The organism is Marinobacter sp. LQ44, from assembly GCF_001447155.2.
Classification (GTDB): domain Bacteria; phylum Pseudomonadota; class Gammaproteobacteria; order Pseudomonadales; family Oleiphilaceae; genus Marinobacter.
Genome location: NZ_CP014754.1, coordinates 1,093,968 through 1,109,198, shown reverse-complemented (window position 1 = coordinate 1,109,198; position 15,231 = coordinate 1,093,968). Strand labels below are relative to the sequence as shown.

Genomic DNA, 15,231 nt, shown 5'->3' with positions numbered 1-15,231 from the left:
CGAAGATTTAATTTGATTAAGTTATGACCTTTTTCCCTGTTTTGCTATTCTTTACAGGTATCTGGCCAGTTTTCTTAAACTGGTTTCTTTAGCTGGAGCCTTGGCGAATGCCAATACGCAATGCAAGCAGTCTACCAGAAACGCTCTACTCCGCCGACTCGGTGCGAGAGATTGACCGCTACCTGATTGATCAGCAAGGCGTTGATGGTTTTGAGTTGATGCAGGCCGCCGCCCGGGCGGCCTTTCGCCAGTTGTTGCGTCACTGGCCTGCCCCAGGGGCGATTCTGGTGCTCTGCGGTGCCGGTAACAACGGCGGCGATGGCTACTTGGTGGCCGCGAATGCTCACAGGCATGGCATCACTGCCCGGTGCATTGCGGTTGCACCGACGGGGAAGTTGGCCGGGGATGCGCTTGACGCGCTGAACCATGCCCGTGCGGTAGGTGTCAGTGTTGAAGACGTCGGCGAGCTGGGCGAAGACGGATTGGAAAAATATCTGGCGTCTGCAACCCTGGTGGTGGATGCAATGTTGGGTACAGGGGTGACGGGTACGCCCCGGGAGCCCTTTGCAGGTGTGATCCGGCGGGTTAATGAATCGGGTTTGCCGGTATTGGCGGTGGATTTGCCGTCTGGCCTGAATGCCACAACCGGCTCTGCAGTGGGTGATGTGATTCAGGCCAAGGTAACGGTGACTTTTATTGGCGCCAAGGCTGGTTTGTACACGGGTGCCGGCGCCGGTGTTTGCGGTGAGGTGGTGTTTGAGGCTCTTGATACCGGCCACGATATCTCTGGCAGTGGCCAGCCGCCGCTTGCCCGGCTGCAGTCCTGGGCCCAGTGCAAGGAACAGCTGCCTGTCCGTCCGCTTGACGCCCACAAGGGGCGTTTTGGCCACGTGTTGGTGGTTGCCGGTGACCGGGGTTTTGGCGGCGCCGGTATCATGGCGGCCGAGGCGGCGTCTCGGGCCGGGGCCGGTCTGGTTACCCTGGCTACCCGCCCGGAACATGTTACGGCCGCGCTTGCCCGCTGCCCGTCGTTGATGGTGCACGGGTTGATCCATGGCTCAGAATTGCCGCCATTATTGGCTAGGGCCGATGTGGTGGTGTGTGGTCCTGGCATGGGTAAACTGGCCTGGGGTCAGCAGATGCTGCAACAGGTTGAACAAAGCGGGTTGCCGCGGGTGTTGGATGCCGACGCGCTCAATCTGATGGCCGGGCGAGTGCCCGTGGTGTCTGATAGCCATATACTAACGCCCCACCCCGGCGAGGCGGCCCGGTTGTTGGGTTGTGATGTCGCTGACGTTGAGGCGGACCGGCTGTCTGCAGCCTGCCGGCTGCAAACCATGCTGGGCGGTGTGGTGTTGCTGAAAGGCGCGGGTACCGTTATCGCCAGTGGCTCGGCACTTCCGGTGATTGTTCCTGGTGGTAATCCGGGCCTGGCGACCGGGGGCATAGGCGATGTTTTATCCGGCATCACCGGCGCGTTGCTGGCACAGCTGAAGGACCCTCAACAGGCCGCGACAATGGCTGCGGCTCTGCATCTGGCCGCGGCGGACCAGGCAGTGCGGACTTATGGTTATATGGGGCTGACGCCCACGGATGTAATCAGCGCCTTGCCAAAGGTGCTGTGGGAAGCAGAAAAGGTGAACAGCGGTGACGACCAGGAGGCGTTATGAGCATTTTCGGCAATGAACGCCGGTTGTTTCTGGAGAGTGAGGCGGAAACAGAGCGCCTGGGCGGTGAGCTTGCCGGGCTGGTGAAGGCTTCCGATCAGGGCATTGTGGTGTTCCTGGATGGCGATCTGGGCATGGGGAAAACCACCCTGAGCCGCGGTGTAATGAGAGGGCTCGGGCATGTGGGGGCGGTTAAAAGCCCAACGTATACCCTGGTGGAGCCCTATGAAGACCTGGACCCGCCGGTATACCATTTCGACCTTTACCGTCTGGGCGATCCCGAGGAGCTTGAGTACATGGGAATCCGCGATTACTTTTCGGGCGGCAGTTTCTGTCTGATTGAATGGCCGGAGCGGGGAGAGGGTGTTCTGCCAGAGCCGGATCTTGAAATCCACCTGGAACGGCAGGGAGAAGGCCGGTCGGTAGTACTGCGTGCCCGATCGGAGTTCGGCGCCTCCCTGTTGAATCAAATAGAGCTGATAGGGCCTGATTCATGAGACTTTTTCTGTGTTTGATGGTGGCTCTGGCGGCTAACCTCGCTCAGGCTGCTGCCCAGATTGAAGGCGTGCGGCTCTGGCCCGCGCCTGACCACACGCGCCTCGTCCTTGATACTGCCGGTAGTGTGGAGCACAACGTGTTTGCGCTATCCGGGCCCTCGAGGTTGGTAATCGACCTGAAAAATACCTCCCTGAAAGCGGATTTCAGCAAAGTGGACCTCAGTGGCAGTCCGATTGAGCGGATCCGCAGCGCACCGCGCAATGGCAACGACCTCAGGGTGGTACTCGATCTGAAAAGCGACATCAAGCCCCGCAGTTTTGTGTTGGAGCCCAATCAGCAATACGGGCACCGGCTGGTGGTCGACCTGATTGACGAGAAAGGCAGCCGTCTCGAACGGGCTGCCAGCCCCACGGTCACTCAGGATTCGGCCGGCAAGCGGGATATCATCATCGTGATCGACCCGGGCCACGGCGGTGAAGACCCAGGCGCTATAGGTCCCAGAGGCACCCGGGAAAAAGATGTTGTGCTCAAAATGTCCAAAACCCTGATGGACCTGATCAACAAGCAGCCGGGCTTTACCGCCAAACTTACCCGCACCGGGGACTACTACATCGGGTTGCGGAATCGCACCTTGCTGGCGCGCAAGTACAACGCGGATCTGTTCGTATCGGTGCATGCAGATGCCTTCAGAACACCTCAGCCCAGTGGCGCATCGGTATTTGCCCTGTCCCAGCGGGGAGCGACCAGTGAAACCGCGCGCTGGCTGGCCCAGAGCGAGAATCGCTCTGATCTGATTGGTGGTGCTGGTGGCGTCTCTTTGGATGGTCGCGACGATATGCTGGCAGGCGTTCTGCTGGATCTCTCCATGACCGCCAGCATCAATGCCAGTCTCGGAGTGGGGAGCTCTGTGCTGGGGCAATTGGGCAGTGTTGCGAAGTTGCACAAGCCCGGTGTTGAGCAGGCGGCCTTCGCGGTTCTGAAGTCTCCGGATATTCCGTCAATACTGGTGGAAGCCGGGTTTATCTCGAACCCGAAAGAAGAGCAGAACCTGGCCACTGAGTGGTACCGCAATCGGCTGGCCAACGCCATCATGGACGGTATCCACGAGTATTTTCAGCGAACGCCGCCACCGGGCACGCTATTGGCCTGGCAGAAGGAAAATCAGAAAGGTGGCGGGCAGGTTAGCCGTTACCGTATCCAGCGGGGTGACACCTTGTCTGGTGTGGCCCGGCAGAACCAGACCACCGTCAGCGAGTTGATGCGCTTTAACGGGATGACCGATGATCGTGTTATGGTAGGGCAAACCATTCGCATCCCCTCATCCTGATCAAGAGGTAGTTCCCGGATATGCCCCACATTCAGTTGCTATCGCCCCGGCTCGCCAACCAGATTGCTGCGGGCGAGGTGGTGGAGCGGCCTGCGTCCGTCGTCAAAGAGTTAGTGGAAAACGCGCTGGATGCAGGTGCAAGCCGGGTTGATATTGAAGTGGAGCAGGGTGGCGTCAAGCTGATCCGGGTGCGTGATGACGGCTCGGGCATTGACGAAGCCGACCTGCCGCTGGCCCTCAGCCGCCATGCCACCAGTAAAATCCTGACCCTCGATGACCTGGAAGCGGTCGGTACATTAGGCTTTCGTGGTGAAGCCCTGGCCAGTATCAGTTCCGTTTCGCGCCTGGCACTCACGTCCCGCACCGAAGCCCAGGAAGCCGCTGCCCGAGTGGAGGTGGAAGGCCGGGATATGGATGCCCGTATTTCTCCGGCCGCGCACCCCGTGGGAACCACCGTCGAAGTCCGTGACCTGTTCTTCAACACGCCAGCCCGGCGCAAGTTCCTGCGAACGGAAAAAACCGAATTCAATCATGTGGAAGAGTGTATTCGCCGGCAGGCCCTGAGCCGTTTTGATGCTGGCTTTACCCTTCGTCACAACCAGCGTGTGGTTCAGAGCCTGCGGCCAGCGGAGTCGGAGGTCGACAAGGAGCGACGGATTGGTTCGCTGTGCGGACAGCAGTTCATAGACAACGCCGTTATTATTGACTCGGAAGCGACCGGCCTGCGGCTTTGGGGCTGGGTGGCATTGCCCACCTTCTCGCGTAGCCAGGCGGACCTGCAGTACTTCTTCGTGAATGGTCGGGTCATTCGGGATAAGCTGGTTGCCCATGCGGTGCGACAGGCCTACCGGGATGTGCTTTACAACAACCGCCACCCCGCCTTTGTGCTCTATCTGGAAGTGGATCCCGCCACCGTCGATGTCAACGTGCACCCCACCAAGCACGAGGTCCGGTTCCGGGATGGTCGGTTGGTCCATGATTTTATCTTCCGCACCCTGCACCGGGCTCTGGCTGATGTTCGCCCGGATGATCATTTGCGCGGTGCGGTCGCTCAGTCTTTCGGGCGCGAGCCAGAGGCAGTTGTTGCCAACCCCGCCGGTCATCCAGCTGGGATGGGGGCATCGCTCCCCGATCGGGCGCCGCCTGTAGCTGGTGGTTATGCCAACGGAGGCGGCTTTGGTGTTGGGTCGGCTTCCCAGCCGCAGCAGGAATGGAAGGCCAGTGACCAGATGGCGTTCTATCAATCCCTGAATGAGGGCGGGGGGGTTGCTTCCCGGCCTGACCATGCCAGCCAGCCGGTTGCGGTCACGCCTCCACGAGACACCGATGAAGAGCCGCCCCTGGGTTATGCCATCGCCCAGCTACATGGCATCTACATCCTTGCCCAGAGCCGGGCTGGCCTGATCGTTGTTGATATGCATGCTGCCCATGAGCGCATCACCTATGAGCGTATGAAACACGCCCTGACTGAGCAAGATCTGAAAAGCCAGCCCCTGCTGGTGCCGTTGTCACTGGCGGTAAGCCAGAAAGAGGCTGCGCTGGCGGAAACTCACGGTGAGGAGTTGCAGCACCTGGGGCTGCAAATTGAACGAATCGGCCCGGAGACCCTGGCCGTGAGACAGATCCCGGCGCTATTGCGGGGCGCCGACACCGAACAACTGGTCCGGGACGTGCTGGCGGATCTGATTGAGCATGGGCAGAGCGACCGGGTAGAAGCCGTCACTCACGAATTGCTGGGCACTATGGCCTGCCATGGTTCTGTTCGGGCAAACCGGCAACTCACCATTCCGGAAATGAACTCGCTGTTACGTGACATGGAAGCCACTGAGCGAAGCGGCCAATGCAATCACGGCCGCCCCACCTGGACTCTGGTCACGCTGTCAGAGCTCGACAAACTGTTCCTGAGGGGGCGTTAGTCACTCCATGTCGGACACTGAGTGCCAACCGGAGCATGCGCTGCCGCCGGCTATCTTTCTGATGGGGCCGACGGCTTCCGGCAAAACCGATATGGCTATCGCCCTCTGTGACATGCTCCCCTGTGACATCATAAGCGTCGATTCTGCGATGATTTACCGGGGCATGGATATTGGTACCGCAAAACCTGATGCTGAAGAGCTGGCCAGAGCACCTCATCGCCTGATCGACATCTGTGATCCTGCCGACAGCTACTCCGCTGCGGATTTCCGCCGTGATGCGCTCGCCGAGATGGCAGATATCACCCGCCGCGGCCGCATCCCGTTGTTGGTGGGCGGAACCATGATGTATTTCAAGGCTTTGTTGCACGGTATGTCCGACTTGCCCTCCGCTGATCCGGAGTTGCGGGCGCGCATCGAGCAGGAGGCGGCAGAGCACGGTTGGGAGCACCTGCACCGGGAACTGACAAGCCTTGACCCCGTCGCCGCCAGGCTAATTCACCCAAATAACCGCCAGCGGCTGATGCGGGCACTGGAAGTTATTCGCCTGACGGGGAGGCCCATTTCTGAAATCTGGCAGGCGCAATCGGGAACTTCTGCGGGAACTTCTGAACGGGAGGCGGTGTCAGGTATTGAGGATTACACGTATTTTACCCGTTGGCAGGCAGACGAAACCCCGAGCCTGCCGTATACTGTTTTCCAGTTTGCCTTGGCTCCAGCCGAGCGTTCTGAGCTTCATCAGCGTATAGGTCTTCGTTTTCAGGCTATGCTTAGGGCAGGGTTTCTGGACGAAGTCCGTGCTCTGATGAAGCGGGGTGATCTCAATCCTGACATGCCTTCGATGCGTTGCGTTGGCTATCGGCAGGCGTGGGATTACCTGACGGGTAGCTGTGATTACCAGACTTTCGTCGACAAAGGCGTGGCCGCCACCCGACAACTGGCAAAGCGGCAGCTGACCTGGTTGCGAAAATGGCCGAATGTTTACTGGCTGAACGCCGGTGATCCGCAAGTGGTGGTTAATGCCTTGAAAAAAAGCGGCCTTGGCACCACATTTAAATCAGAAAAATGACGATCTGCACTTACTTATAAACAGGAGAACTCACATGTCAAAAGGGCATTCTTTACAAGACCCTTACCTCAATGCATTGCGCAAGGAACGCATTCCGGTTTCTATCTTTCTGGTCAACGGCATTAAGCTGCAGGGCCAGATCGAATCCTTTGACCAGTTTGTTATTCTGCTGAAGAATACTGTCAGCCAGATGGTCTACAAGCATGCGATTTCCACTGTGGTTCCTGCTCGCAATGTGCGCCTTCCGCCGCAGAATCCGGCAGGTGAAGGTGAGTCTGAAGACTGATCTTTCCGGCGTTTCCGGTTTCTACACCCGCGTTCCAGGACAGCCCGAGAGCTCGAATGGCCGCGGGTGTTTGTTTTTATGGAGTTTAACCTATCTTGTTTGAGCGTCCTGACGTTGGAGAACGGGCGGTTCTCGTTCACATTGAATTCACCGCCCACGATGATACCGAAGACCCCGGCGAGTTTCGGGAGTTGGTGACCTCCGCCGGCGTTGAGCCGATGATGATGGTGACGGGTTCCCGCAAGCAACCCAATCCCCGGTTTTTTGTTGGTGAAGGCAAACTGGATGAAATCCGCGATGCCGTTGCCGCCAGCGAGGCGGACGTGGTGCTTTTCAACCATGCCCTCAGGCCCAGTCAGGAGCGCAACATCGAGCGGGAGCTCAAGTGTCGGGTGCTGGACCGTACCGGCGTTATCCTGGACATTTTCGCCCAGCGTGCCCGTACCCACGAGGGCAAGCTCCAGGTGGAACTGGCTCAGCTGGAGCATATGTCAACGAGGCTGGTTCGAGGGTGGACCCACCTTGAGCGCCAGAAAGGCGGTATCGGTCTGCGGGGGCCCGGTGAAACCCAGCTTGAAACCGACCGTCGATTGCTGCGGGAGCGCATCAAGTCTATTCACAAGCGGCTTGAGAAAGTTCGCAAACAACGTGACCAGGGCCGTCGTGCCCGCAAACGGGCCGATGTTCCGACCGTGTCCCTGGTGGGCTATACCAACGCCGGGAAGTCCACATTATTCAACCGAATCACCACAGCCAGCGTATATGCTGCTGATCAGTTGTTTGCGACGTTGGACCCAACCTTGCGTCGTCTGGAACTTCCGGATATTGGTCCGGTCGTAGTGGCGGATACGGTCGGCTTCATCCGGCATTTGCCCCACAAGCTGGTAGAGGCTTTTCGCGCAACACTGGAAGAAACCACCCAGGCAACGTTACTGCTGCATGTGATTGATTGTCACGACGAGCGTCGCGATGACAACATGGAACAAGTGGAGAGCGTGCTGGCGGAGATCGGTGCGGACGAAATACCGGTCCTTCAGGTGTTCAACAAGATTGACCTGTTGGATGGATTTGAGCCCAGGATAGACCGGAACGAGGATGGTGTGCCCGTTCGAGCCTGGGTGTCTGCGGTGACCGGGCAGGGTCTTGAGCTTCTGTTCGATGCGCTGGTTGAACGGTTGGCGGAGGACGTTGTGCATCACTTTGTGCTGCTGGGGCCAGCCGATGGCAAGCTTCGCGCCCTGCTGCATGAGGCTGGGTCTGTGTTGAGCGAAGAACACCGGGAAACCGGCGATACAGTGCTGGAGGTGAGGTTGCAATACCGGGATTGGATGCAGTTGCTGAGCCGGGCGGGGGTCAGGGAAGAAGCGCTCAGGCTGGAGATTCGATGAGTCCGAAAGCCGCAAGCTATTGCCGGGGCGTTGATAAATCCCTAGTATTTGCAGCCATTCGATAATACATGAACGGAGAAAACTATGGCCTGGAATGAACCGGGTGGAAACCGTAACGACAACGATCCGTGGGGAACCGGGGGCGGTCGTCGCGGCAATGATCAGGGGCCACCGGACCTGGACGAGGCACTGAAAAAAGGTCTTGAAAAGCTGAACAGGATGCTGGGTGGCAAAGGCGGCAACTCAGGTAACTCCGGTGGTAGCAGCTCCGGAGGCAGTGCCGGCGGCTTTGGCGCAGTCATCGCGTTGGCCGCTATTCTGGCACTTGGTTATGTGGTGTTTCAGTCGTTCTACACCGTAGACGAACAGGAACGTGCCGTTGTGCTTCGGTTTGGCGAGTACAGCACCACTGAGAACCCTGGTTTGAGGTTCAAGGTGCCGTTGATTGACCGGGTATACAAGGTTGGAGTAACCAACGTCCGTACTGCCCAGTCCAGTGGCCAGATGCTGACCATGGACGAAAACCTGGTAACGGTCGATCTCCAGGTTCAGTACCGGGTAAACAATGCCAGGGACTACGTGCTTAACGTCCGGGACTCCAACGAGGCCCTGTCGTTTGCCACTGACAGTGCTCTGCGTCACGAGGTGGGCAGCTCCACTCTGGATGAGGTGCTTACCGAAGGGCGTGCTGAGCTGGCTATCCGGGTTGAACAGCGCCTTCAGAGCTTCCTGCGTGATTATGGAGCCGGTCTTGAAGTTGTCCGGGTTAACGTTGAAAGCACCCAGCCACCCTCTGCAGTGCAGGATGCCTTCCGTGAAGTGCAGCGTGCCCGGGAAGACGAGCAGCGCCTGAAGGAAGAAGCCGAAACCTACCGCAACCGGATCGTTCCGGAGGCTCGCGGTCAGGCCCAGCGTCTGATCGAGGAGGCCAACGCCTATCTGGAAGAAGTGGTTGAGCGTGCCCGAGGTGAGAGTTCTCGTTTCACTCAGTTGCTGGAAGTGTATGAAATTGCGCCGGCGGTTACCCGCGAACGCATGTACATTCAGGCGGTGGAACAGGTGCTGGCGAACAGCAGCAAGATCTTCATCGATACCGAGAGTAGCGGCAACATGATGTACCTGCCTCTTGATCGGCTGATGCAGGGCACTGGTGGTTCATCAAGCAGTTCCCGCTCATCTGGCAGCAGCAACCAGGCCGATATCGGCATGCTGACGGACCAGGTGCTGCAAGAGCTGCGCTCGCGTCAGGACACCAACATTCGGAGGAGCAGATAAATTATGGGACCCAAAGCTGTTGTGGGCCTTGCAGGCGCTCTGATTGTTGTCCTGCTTGTGCTGTCAAGTGTATACATCATCCCGGAAACCCACCGGGGCGTTAAACTGAGGTTTGGTGAATTGGTCCAGACCGACATTCCGGCTGGCCTGCACTTCAAGGTGCCGGTGATTGATCAGATCCGCGAGTTCGATATCCGGGTATTGACCATGGACCTGCCGTCCCGCCAGTACCTGACGGTGGAAAAGAAGCCCCTGGACGTAAACTCCTACGTGGCCTGGCGTATTCGTAACGTGGACCAGTTCTACCGTTCCACGGGTGGCGATGAATTCCGGGCTCAGTCCCTGATTCTGTCGCGCGTTGATAATGGCCTGCGGGACGAGTTCGGTGTTCGGACCATGCACGAGGTGGTATCCGGCCAGCGAGATGAGTTGATGAAGACGCTCCGCGACCGGGTCAATTCCAACGTGGTGGGTGAGTTCGGTATCGAAGTATTGGATATCCGGGTGAAAGCCATCGAACTACCGGGGCAGGTCAGCGAGAACGTATTCCGCCGGATGGCTGCTGAGCGGCAGAAGCTGGCCCAGGAATTCCGTTCCCGGGGCCAGGAGCTGGCTGAGGGTATCCGCGCAGACGCGGATCGTCAGCAGACGGTGATTCTTGCAACCGCTTTTGCGGAAGCCGAGGAGACCCGAGGTGCCGGTGACCGCCAGGCAGCGCAGATCTATGCTGATGCGTACGGTTCCAACGAGGAATTTTACAGTTTCTACCGCAGTCTGCAGGCCTACCAGAGAACCTTCTCGGGCAAGGATGACATCATGGTGATCGATTCCGACAGCGCATTCATGCGCTTCCTGAAGGACCCGATGGGCGCCAACTGATCGGCTCTGAAGATCAAAAAACCGGAATACCTCGGTATTCCGGTTTTTTTGTGTCTGCCAACGGTGTAGAATTTCGCCGGTTTTGCTTTGGGTTTTCAGCCCCTAGCATCCTAAATCCTGAGTCATTCCCCCGGAGTGTTTTGCCGGCGCGGGAAAAACGGACAACAGAATCTCATGACTGTATCTGATCGCTGGTTACTGCCTGACGGGGTGGAAGACATTTTGCCGCCGCTGGCCGGACAGATCGAATCCCTGCGACGGGATGTAATGGATACCTGCCAGCGCTGGGGTTACCAGCTGGTTATCCCGCCGCTCATTGAATACCTTGAATCCCTCTTTACCGGTACGGGCCACGACCTGGAGCTTCAAACCTTCAAGCTCACCGACCAGTTGACCGGTCGCATGATGGGCGTGCGCGCCGACATGACGCCACAGGCGGCGCGCATCGATGCCCATACCCTGGGGCACGAAGGCATCACCCGGCTTTGTTATGCCGGCCATGTCTTGCACACCCGTCCGCGCCATATGCTGACCGGCCGAACGCCGATCCAGGCCGGTTGCGAGTTGTTTGGCAGTGCCTCGGAAGCCGCCGATCTTGAAGTGATCAGTCTGATGCTGGAAGCGCTCCGGGTTGCGGGCCTGCGCCGTGTGCATATGGATCTGGCCCATGTATCGATTTACGAGAGCCTGATCACCGAGGCCGGCTTTGATCGGGACACCGAAGCGGCCGTCTTCGATGCCATGGCGCGCAAATCGGTGCCTGAGCTGGATGCGCTCCTGGGCGATTGCCCTGCCGGTTCTGGGGGGGCACGCCTGCGTGAGCTTGCCCGGGTCAGCGGGGGCGTGGAAGCACTTGATGAGGCTCGCTCGATTCTCAGTGGCGCCTCGACCGTCCTGGATGCGGCCCTGGATCAGTTGGGGCGGGTGGCAGAGATGCTGGCCCGGGATTATCCGGAAGTCAGCCTTGGCTTCGATTTCTGCGAACTGCGTGGCTACAACTACCACACCGGGCTGGTGTTCGCGGCCTATGTGCCCGGCCATGGTGATGCGGTGGGTAAAGGCGGCCGTTACGATGCCATCGGCAGTGATTTTGGCCGGGCTCGCCCTGCCACAGGTTTCAGTCTCGATATCCGGGCCCTGGTGTCACTGGGGGAACGTCCGTCCAAAAGGTCTGGTGCCATCTGGGCACCTGCGGAGACGGATTCAGCCCTTGAAGGTGTGATCTCCGGCCTGAGAATGACGGAAACGGTGGTACGGGCCTTGCCCGATGACACTGACACCAATCCAGCCGAGCGTGGCTGTGATCGTCAGTTGGTCAAAAAGGATGGTAAGTGGGTTGTCGAGGCACTGGCCTGAGTCGCCAGGTGTCGGTTTAACTGGATTAATGTGCAGGACTTGAGCCTTGGGCTCGTCTGAATTGAGAGAGAATCATGGGTAAAAACGTTGTTGTGCTGGGCACCCAATGGGGTGATGAAGGCAAGGGCAAGATTGTTGACCTGCTGACAGACAAAGTAGCTGCGGTGGTGCGCTTTCAGGGTGGCCATAATGCCGGACACACACTGGTGATCGAGGGCAAGAAAACAGCGCTGCACCTGATCCCTTCCGGTATTCTCAGGAAGAATGTCCAGTGCCTGATCGGCAATGGCGTGGTGTTGTCACCGGAGGCCCTGCTGAAAGAAGTCCGAGAGCTGGAAGCCAACGGTGTGGCCGTGCGCGATCGCCTGAAGATCAGCCTGGCCTGCCCGATCATCCTGCGTACCCACGTGCGTATCGATCAGGCCCGCGAGCGCGCCAAGGGTAACGAAAAGATTGGCACCACTGGCCGTGGTATTGGTCCTGCGTACGAAGACAAGGTGTCACGCCGTGGCGTGCGTCTGGGCGATCTGTGCAATCTGGCAGACTTCGAAGTGAAGCTGCGGGAAATCATGTCTTACCACAACTTCGTGCTGACCGAGTATTTCAAGGAAGAGGCGGAAAACATCGATGCGGCCCTGGCCGAATTGAAGCAGATGGGTGAGGAAATCCTGCCCATGTCTGCAGATGTCACCGACATTCTGCACGACTACCGTAAGCGCGGCGAGAACATCCTGTTCGAAGGTGCTCAGGGCTCTCTGCTGGATATCGATCTGGGTACCTACCCGTACGTTACCTCGTCCAACACCACCGCTGGCGGCACCGCCACGGGCTCCGGTTTTGGCCCGATGTTCCTGGATTACGTGCTGGGCATTACCAAGGCCTACACCACTCGTGTTGGCTCCGGTCCTTTCCCGACCGAGTTGTTTGACGACATGGGCCAGCACCTGGCGGTAAAAGGTAACGAAGTTGGTACCACCACGGGCCGTTCCCGCCGTTGTGGCTGGTTTGATGCGGTGGCCCTGCGCCACGCCATTCAGATCAACAGCGTGTCTGGCATCTGCCTGACCAAGCTGGACGTGCTGGACGGCCTGGAAACGGTGAAGGTGTGCGTTGGCTACAAGACACCGAATGGTGAGATTACCCGCCCGCCCATTGGTTGCGATAGCTACAAGGATATTGAACCGGTGTATGAGGAGCTGCCGGGCTGGAGCGAGAGCACGGTAGGCCTGACCACCGTTGACCAGCTGCCAGAGAATGCCAGGGCCTACATCCGCTTCCTGGAGGAGCAGATTGAAGCGCCGATCGATATTATCTCCACTGGCCCAGACCGGGTGGAGACCATTACTCTGCGCCATCCGTTCGGAGAGTAAGCTCGAAGAACAAAAAACCGCCTTTGGCTGTCACGCCTCAGGCGGTTTTTTTATGTTCGGGTATTACGTCAGGGCTTCTCGGCGATGATGGTTGCGCGCTTGGGTCCCGGATAGCCTTCGATGGTTTTGCTCGAATCATTTGGGTCGAGAAAATCGGCCAGAGAGTTGAAACGCATCCAGTCCGTCTGCCGTTGTTCCTCGGTGGTGGTGTCGCTGACATCCACCACCCGGGCGTTTCGGAACCCGGTCCTGTCCAGCCAGCGCAGGAGGGTGGGGCAGCTGGGCAGGAACCAGACATTGCGCATCTGGCCGTAACGATCTTCCGGCATCAGGCTGAAACCTTCCGGTCCATCCACCACCAGGGTTTCCAGCACCAATTCGCCACCCCGGCGGAGCGTGCCCTTGAGTTCCAGAAGGTGGTCCAGAGGTGATCGACGGTGGTACAGAACGCCCATGGAAAACGTGGTGTCGAACATCTGCAGGTTGTCCGGTAAATCTTCCATGCGCACCGGCAGCAGGTCCACCGGCACCTCGCCCAGGTAGCCCTTGACCGCCAGAAACTGGAACATGAACAACAGGCCCGGGTCGATACCCACCACTCGCCCGGCGCCAGCCCCCGCCATGCGCCAACAGTGGTAGCCGGAGCCGCAGCCAACGTCGAGAATGGTTCTGCCCCTGAGGTCTGACAGGTGAGGTGCAACCCGATCCCATTTCCAGTCTGATCGCCATTCGGTGTCTATATGGGTGCCGAAGAACTCGAATGGGCCTTTGCGCCAGGGTATCAGGCCCCGCAGGCCTTGTTCGAGACTTTCGCTCTGCGCCTGGGTCAGTGGGGCGGGCGCCGACAGGGTAATGGCGGAACGGTTCAGGTCAGAGGTAACGCCGGGCACCTCGGGTAACCGATCCAGTGCGCTTTGCCAGCGGGGCAGGTCGCCGTGGGGATTGTCTTCAAACCGGGCAATCAGTTGGCGGGTAAGCCGCTCTGCCCAGGGCTCATGCCCGGTTTGTTGCAAGGAGTCGATGAACGGGAGAAAGTGCGCTCGCCAGTCGAAAAGTGCCATGGGGTCGGTTATGTCCTGGGATCAACGGTTCTTGAGGGCCAGTATGGAAACAAAGTTGAAGCATTGGTACCACACCAGTACCTGATCAAAGCCAGCCTGAATCAGCCGGTCACGGTGGGCGGCCAGGGTTTCCGGTATCAGTACCTTTTCGATGGCGGCCCGCTTCTGGCTTATTTCCAGGTCGGAGTAGCCGTTGGCGCGCTTGAACTCGTGGTGCAGCCGCGTCTGGATATCCTGCTCGGTTTCCGATTCAAAGCGAATTTTTTCAGACAGGATCAGGGCGCCGCCTGGCAGGGTTGCCTTGGCAATCCGGGTAAGCAGGGCCAGCCGCTGGCCAGGCGGCACGAACTGCAGGGTAAAGTTCAATGTGGTTACCGAGGCTCGGCTCAGTTCTGTTTCCAGAATATCCTCGCAGCGCAGGGTAACCGGCAGTTCGTGGTCATCCAGCGCGATATAGTGCTCGCAACGCTCAATCATGGCGCTGGAGCTGTCGACACCCACCAGGGTGCAGTCCCGGTGGGCAATGCCGTGGCGCATGGCCAGGGTGGAAGCGCCGAGCGAGCAACCCAGATCATAGCAATGAGAGCCCGGTTGTGCGTACTGCTCGGTGATCACCTCGATCATCGGGATGATGGTGGTGTAGCCGGGCACTGAACGGCGAATCATGTCGGGAAAGACCCTGGCCACCGAAGCGTCAAACCGGAAATCCTCGGGGTTGCGTTCGGTAGCGAACAGGCGGTCGGTCAGCTGCTCGGGTGCCCCGGATTTGCCCTTACTCATCGCCGTCCTCTTCAGAACCTGTGGCCGGGGCCAGGTCCGTGGGAGAGGGCCGCTGGCAGCGTACACCCCGGTTCTTGTAATCTACCAGGATACCCCGAAAGGATGGATCGACATCGGCGGCGATGGCAAGGTAGCCGTTCTCGCACACAGCGTGCAGCTCAGAGGACTTTCTGGACATCCGGAAGCTGTCGCCGGGCTGGATATGAATCGCCTTGAAGTCGCCGACCGGCACATGGTCCTTGTGTTCAGTATGATCAATGCGGCCGGTGGCCTCCAGCACCAGGACGGTGCCGATGATGGCGGCTATGCCGGTCACAATAAGGCTGCGGACGGTATAACGGGCTTCGTCGTTATCGCTCATG

Annotated in this window: 14 protein-coding genes; 11 read left to right on the top strand and 3 right to left on the bottom strand. The window is 58.8% G+C overall.

The window, feature by feature from the left end; all coding sequences use genetic code 11:
* Positions 1 to 107: 107 nt before the first annotated feature.
* The 11 genes from ASQ50_RS05165 to ASQ50_RS05115 all read left to right on the top strand — a co-directional run bounded on the left by ASQ50_RS05165 (position 108) and on the right by ASQ50_RS05115 (position 13,028).
* Positions 108 to 1,670 carry a bifunctional ADP-dependent NAD(P)H-hydrate dehydratase/NAD(P)H-hydrate epimerase gene (locus ASQ50_RS05165; protein ID WP_058092075.1) on the top strand — a complete coding sequence of 521 codons (1,563 nt, stop codon included), beginning with the start codon at positions 108 to 110 and terminating at the stop codon, positions 1,668 to 1,670.
* Complete coding sequence (gene tsaE, locus ASQ50_RS05160; RefSeq protein WP_058092074.1) at positions 1,667 to 2,164, top strand: tRNA (adenosine(37)-N6)-threonylcarbamoyltransferase complex ATPase subunit type 1 TsaE; 498 nt, start codon at positions 1,667 to 1,669, stop codon at positions 2,162 to 2,164. The genes ASQ50_RS05165 and tsaE overlap by 4 nt, the downstream gene beginning before the upstream one ends.
* Positions 2,161 to 3,492, top strand: coding sequence for an N-acetylmuramoyl-L-alanine amidase (locus ASQ50_RS05155; RefSeq protein ID WP_058092073.1), 1,332 nt, complete (start codon positions 2,161 to 2,163; stop codon positions 3,490 to 3,492). Before tsaE ends, ASQ50_RS05155 begins: the two co-directional genes overlap by 4 nt.
* 20 nt (positions 3,493 to 3,512) lie before the next feature.
* The gene (gene mutL, locus ASQ50_RS05150) at positions 3,513 to 5,408 is read left to right on the top strand and encodes a DNA mismatch repair endonuclease MutL (protein WP_058092072.1); all 1,896 of its coding nucleotides are present in this window, start codon (positions 3,513 to 3,515) and stop codon (positions 5,406 to 5,408) included.
* Positions 5,409 to 5,415: 7 nt separating this feature from the next.
* Complete coding sequence (gene miaA, locus ASQ50_RS05145) at positions 5,416 to 6,474, top strand: tRNA (adenosine(37)-N6)-dimethylallyltransferase MiaA (protein WP_058092071.1); 1,059 nt, start codon at positions 5,416 to 5,418, stop codon at positions 6,472 to 6,474.
* A 34-nt stretch (positions 6,475 to 6,508) separates the two neighbouring features.
* On the top strand, positions 6,509 to 6,760 hold the full coding sequence (gene hfq / locus ASQ50_RS05140) for an RNA chaperone Hfq (protein WP_058092070.1): 252 nt from the start codon (positions 6,509 to 6,511) through the stop codon (positions 6,758 to 6,760).
* Positions 6,761 to 6,852: 92 nt separating this feature from the next.
* Positions 6,853 to 8,148, top strand: a complete 1,296-nt coding sequence (hflX, locus tag ASQ50_RS05135) for a ribosome rescue GTPase HflX (RefSeq protein ID WP_227513324.1) — start codon at positions 6,853 to 6,855, stop codon at positions 8,146 to 8,148.
* Positions 8,149 to 8,232: 84 nt separating this feature from the next.
* Positions 8,233 to 9,423, top strand: a complete 1,191-nt coding sequence (gene hflK, locus ASQ50_RS05130; protein ID WP_058092068.1) for an FtsH protease activity modulator HflK — start codon at positions 8,233 to 8,235, stop codon at positions 9,421 to 9,423.
* Between the two features lie 3 nt (positions 9,424 to 9,426).
* Positions 9,427 to 10,302, top strand: a complete 876-nt coding sequence (gene hflC, locus ASQ50_RS05125) for a protease modulator HflC (RefSeq protein WP_058092067.1) — start codon at positions 9,427 to 9,429, stop codon at positions 10,300 to 10,302.
* Positions 10,303 to 10,476: 174 nt separating this feature from the next.
* Entirely contained in the window at positions 10,477 to 11,658 is a 1,182-nt protein-coding gene (locus ASQ50_RS05120) for an ATP phosphoribosyltransferase regulatory subunit (RefSeq protein WP_058092066.1), read from the top strand.
* Positions 11,659 to 11,732: 74 nt separating this feature from the next.
* Positions 11,733 to 13,028, top strand: a complete 1,296-nt coding sequence (locus tag ASQ50_RS05115) for an adenylosuccinate synthase (protein WP_058092065.1) — start codon at positions 11,733 to 11,735, stop codon at positions 13,026 to 13,028.
* A gap of 68 nt (positions 13,029 to 13,096) precedes the next feature.
* Here ASQ50_RS05115 and cmoB read toward each other — a convergent pair whose 3' ends face one another.
* The 3 genes from cmoB to ASQ50_RS05100 are packed head-to-tail and all read right to left on the bottom strand — an operon-like array spanning position 13,097 to position 15,230.
* Positions 13,097 to 14,089 (bottom strand): tRNA 5-methoxyuridine(34)/uridine 5-oxyacetic acid(34) synthase CmoB, encoded by a 993-nt coding sequence (gene cmoB / locus ASQ50_RS05110; RefSeq protein WP_058092064.1) that lies wholly within the window; start codon positions 14,087 to 14,089, stop codon positions 13,097 to 13,099.
* Positions 14,090 to 14,110: 21 nt separating this feature from the next.
* On the bottom strand, positions 14,111 to 14,869 hold the full coding sequence (gene cmoA / locus ASQ50_RS05105) for a carboxy-S-adenosyl-L-methionine synthase CmoA (protein ID WP_058092063.1): 759 nt from the start codon (positions 14,867 to 14,869) through the stop codon (positions 14,111 to 14,113).
* Complete coding sequence (locus ASQ50_RS05100) at positions 14,862 to 15,230, bottom strand: hypothetical protein (RefSeq protein WP_058092062.1); 369 nt, start codon at positions 15,228 to 15,230, stop codon at positions 14,862 to 14,864. The genes cmoA and ASQ50_RS05100 overlap by 8 nt, the downstream gene beginning before the upstream one ends.
* Position 15,231 lies beyond the last annotated feature (1 nt).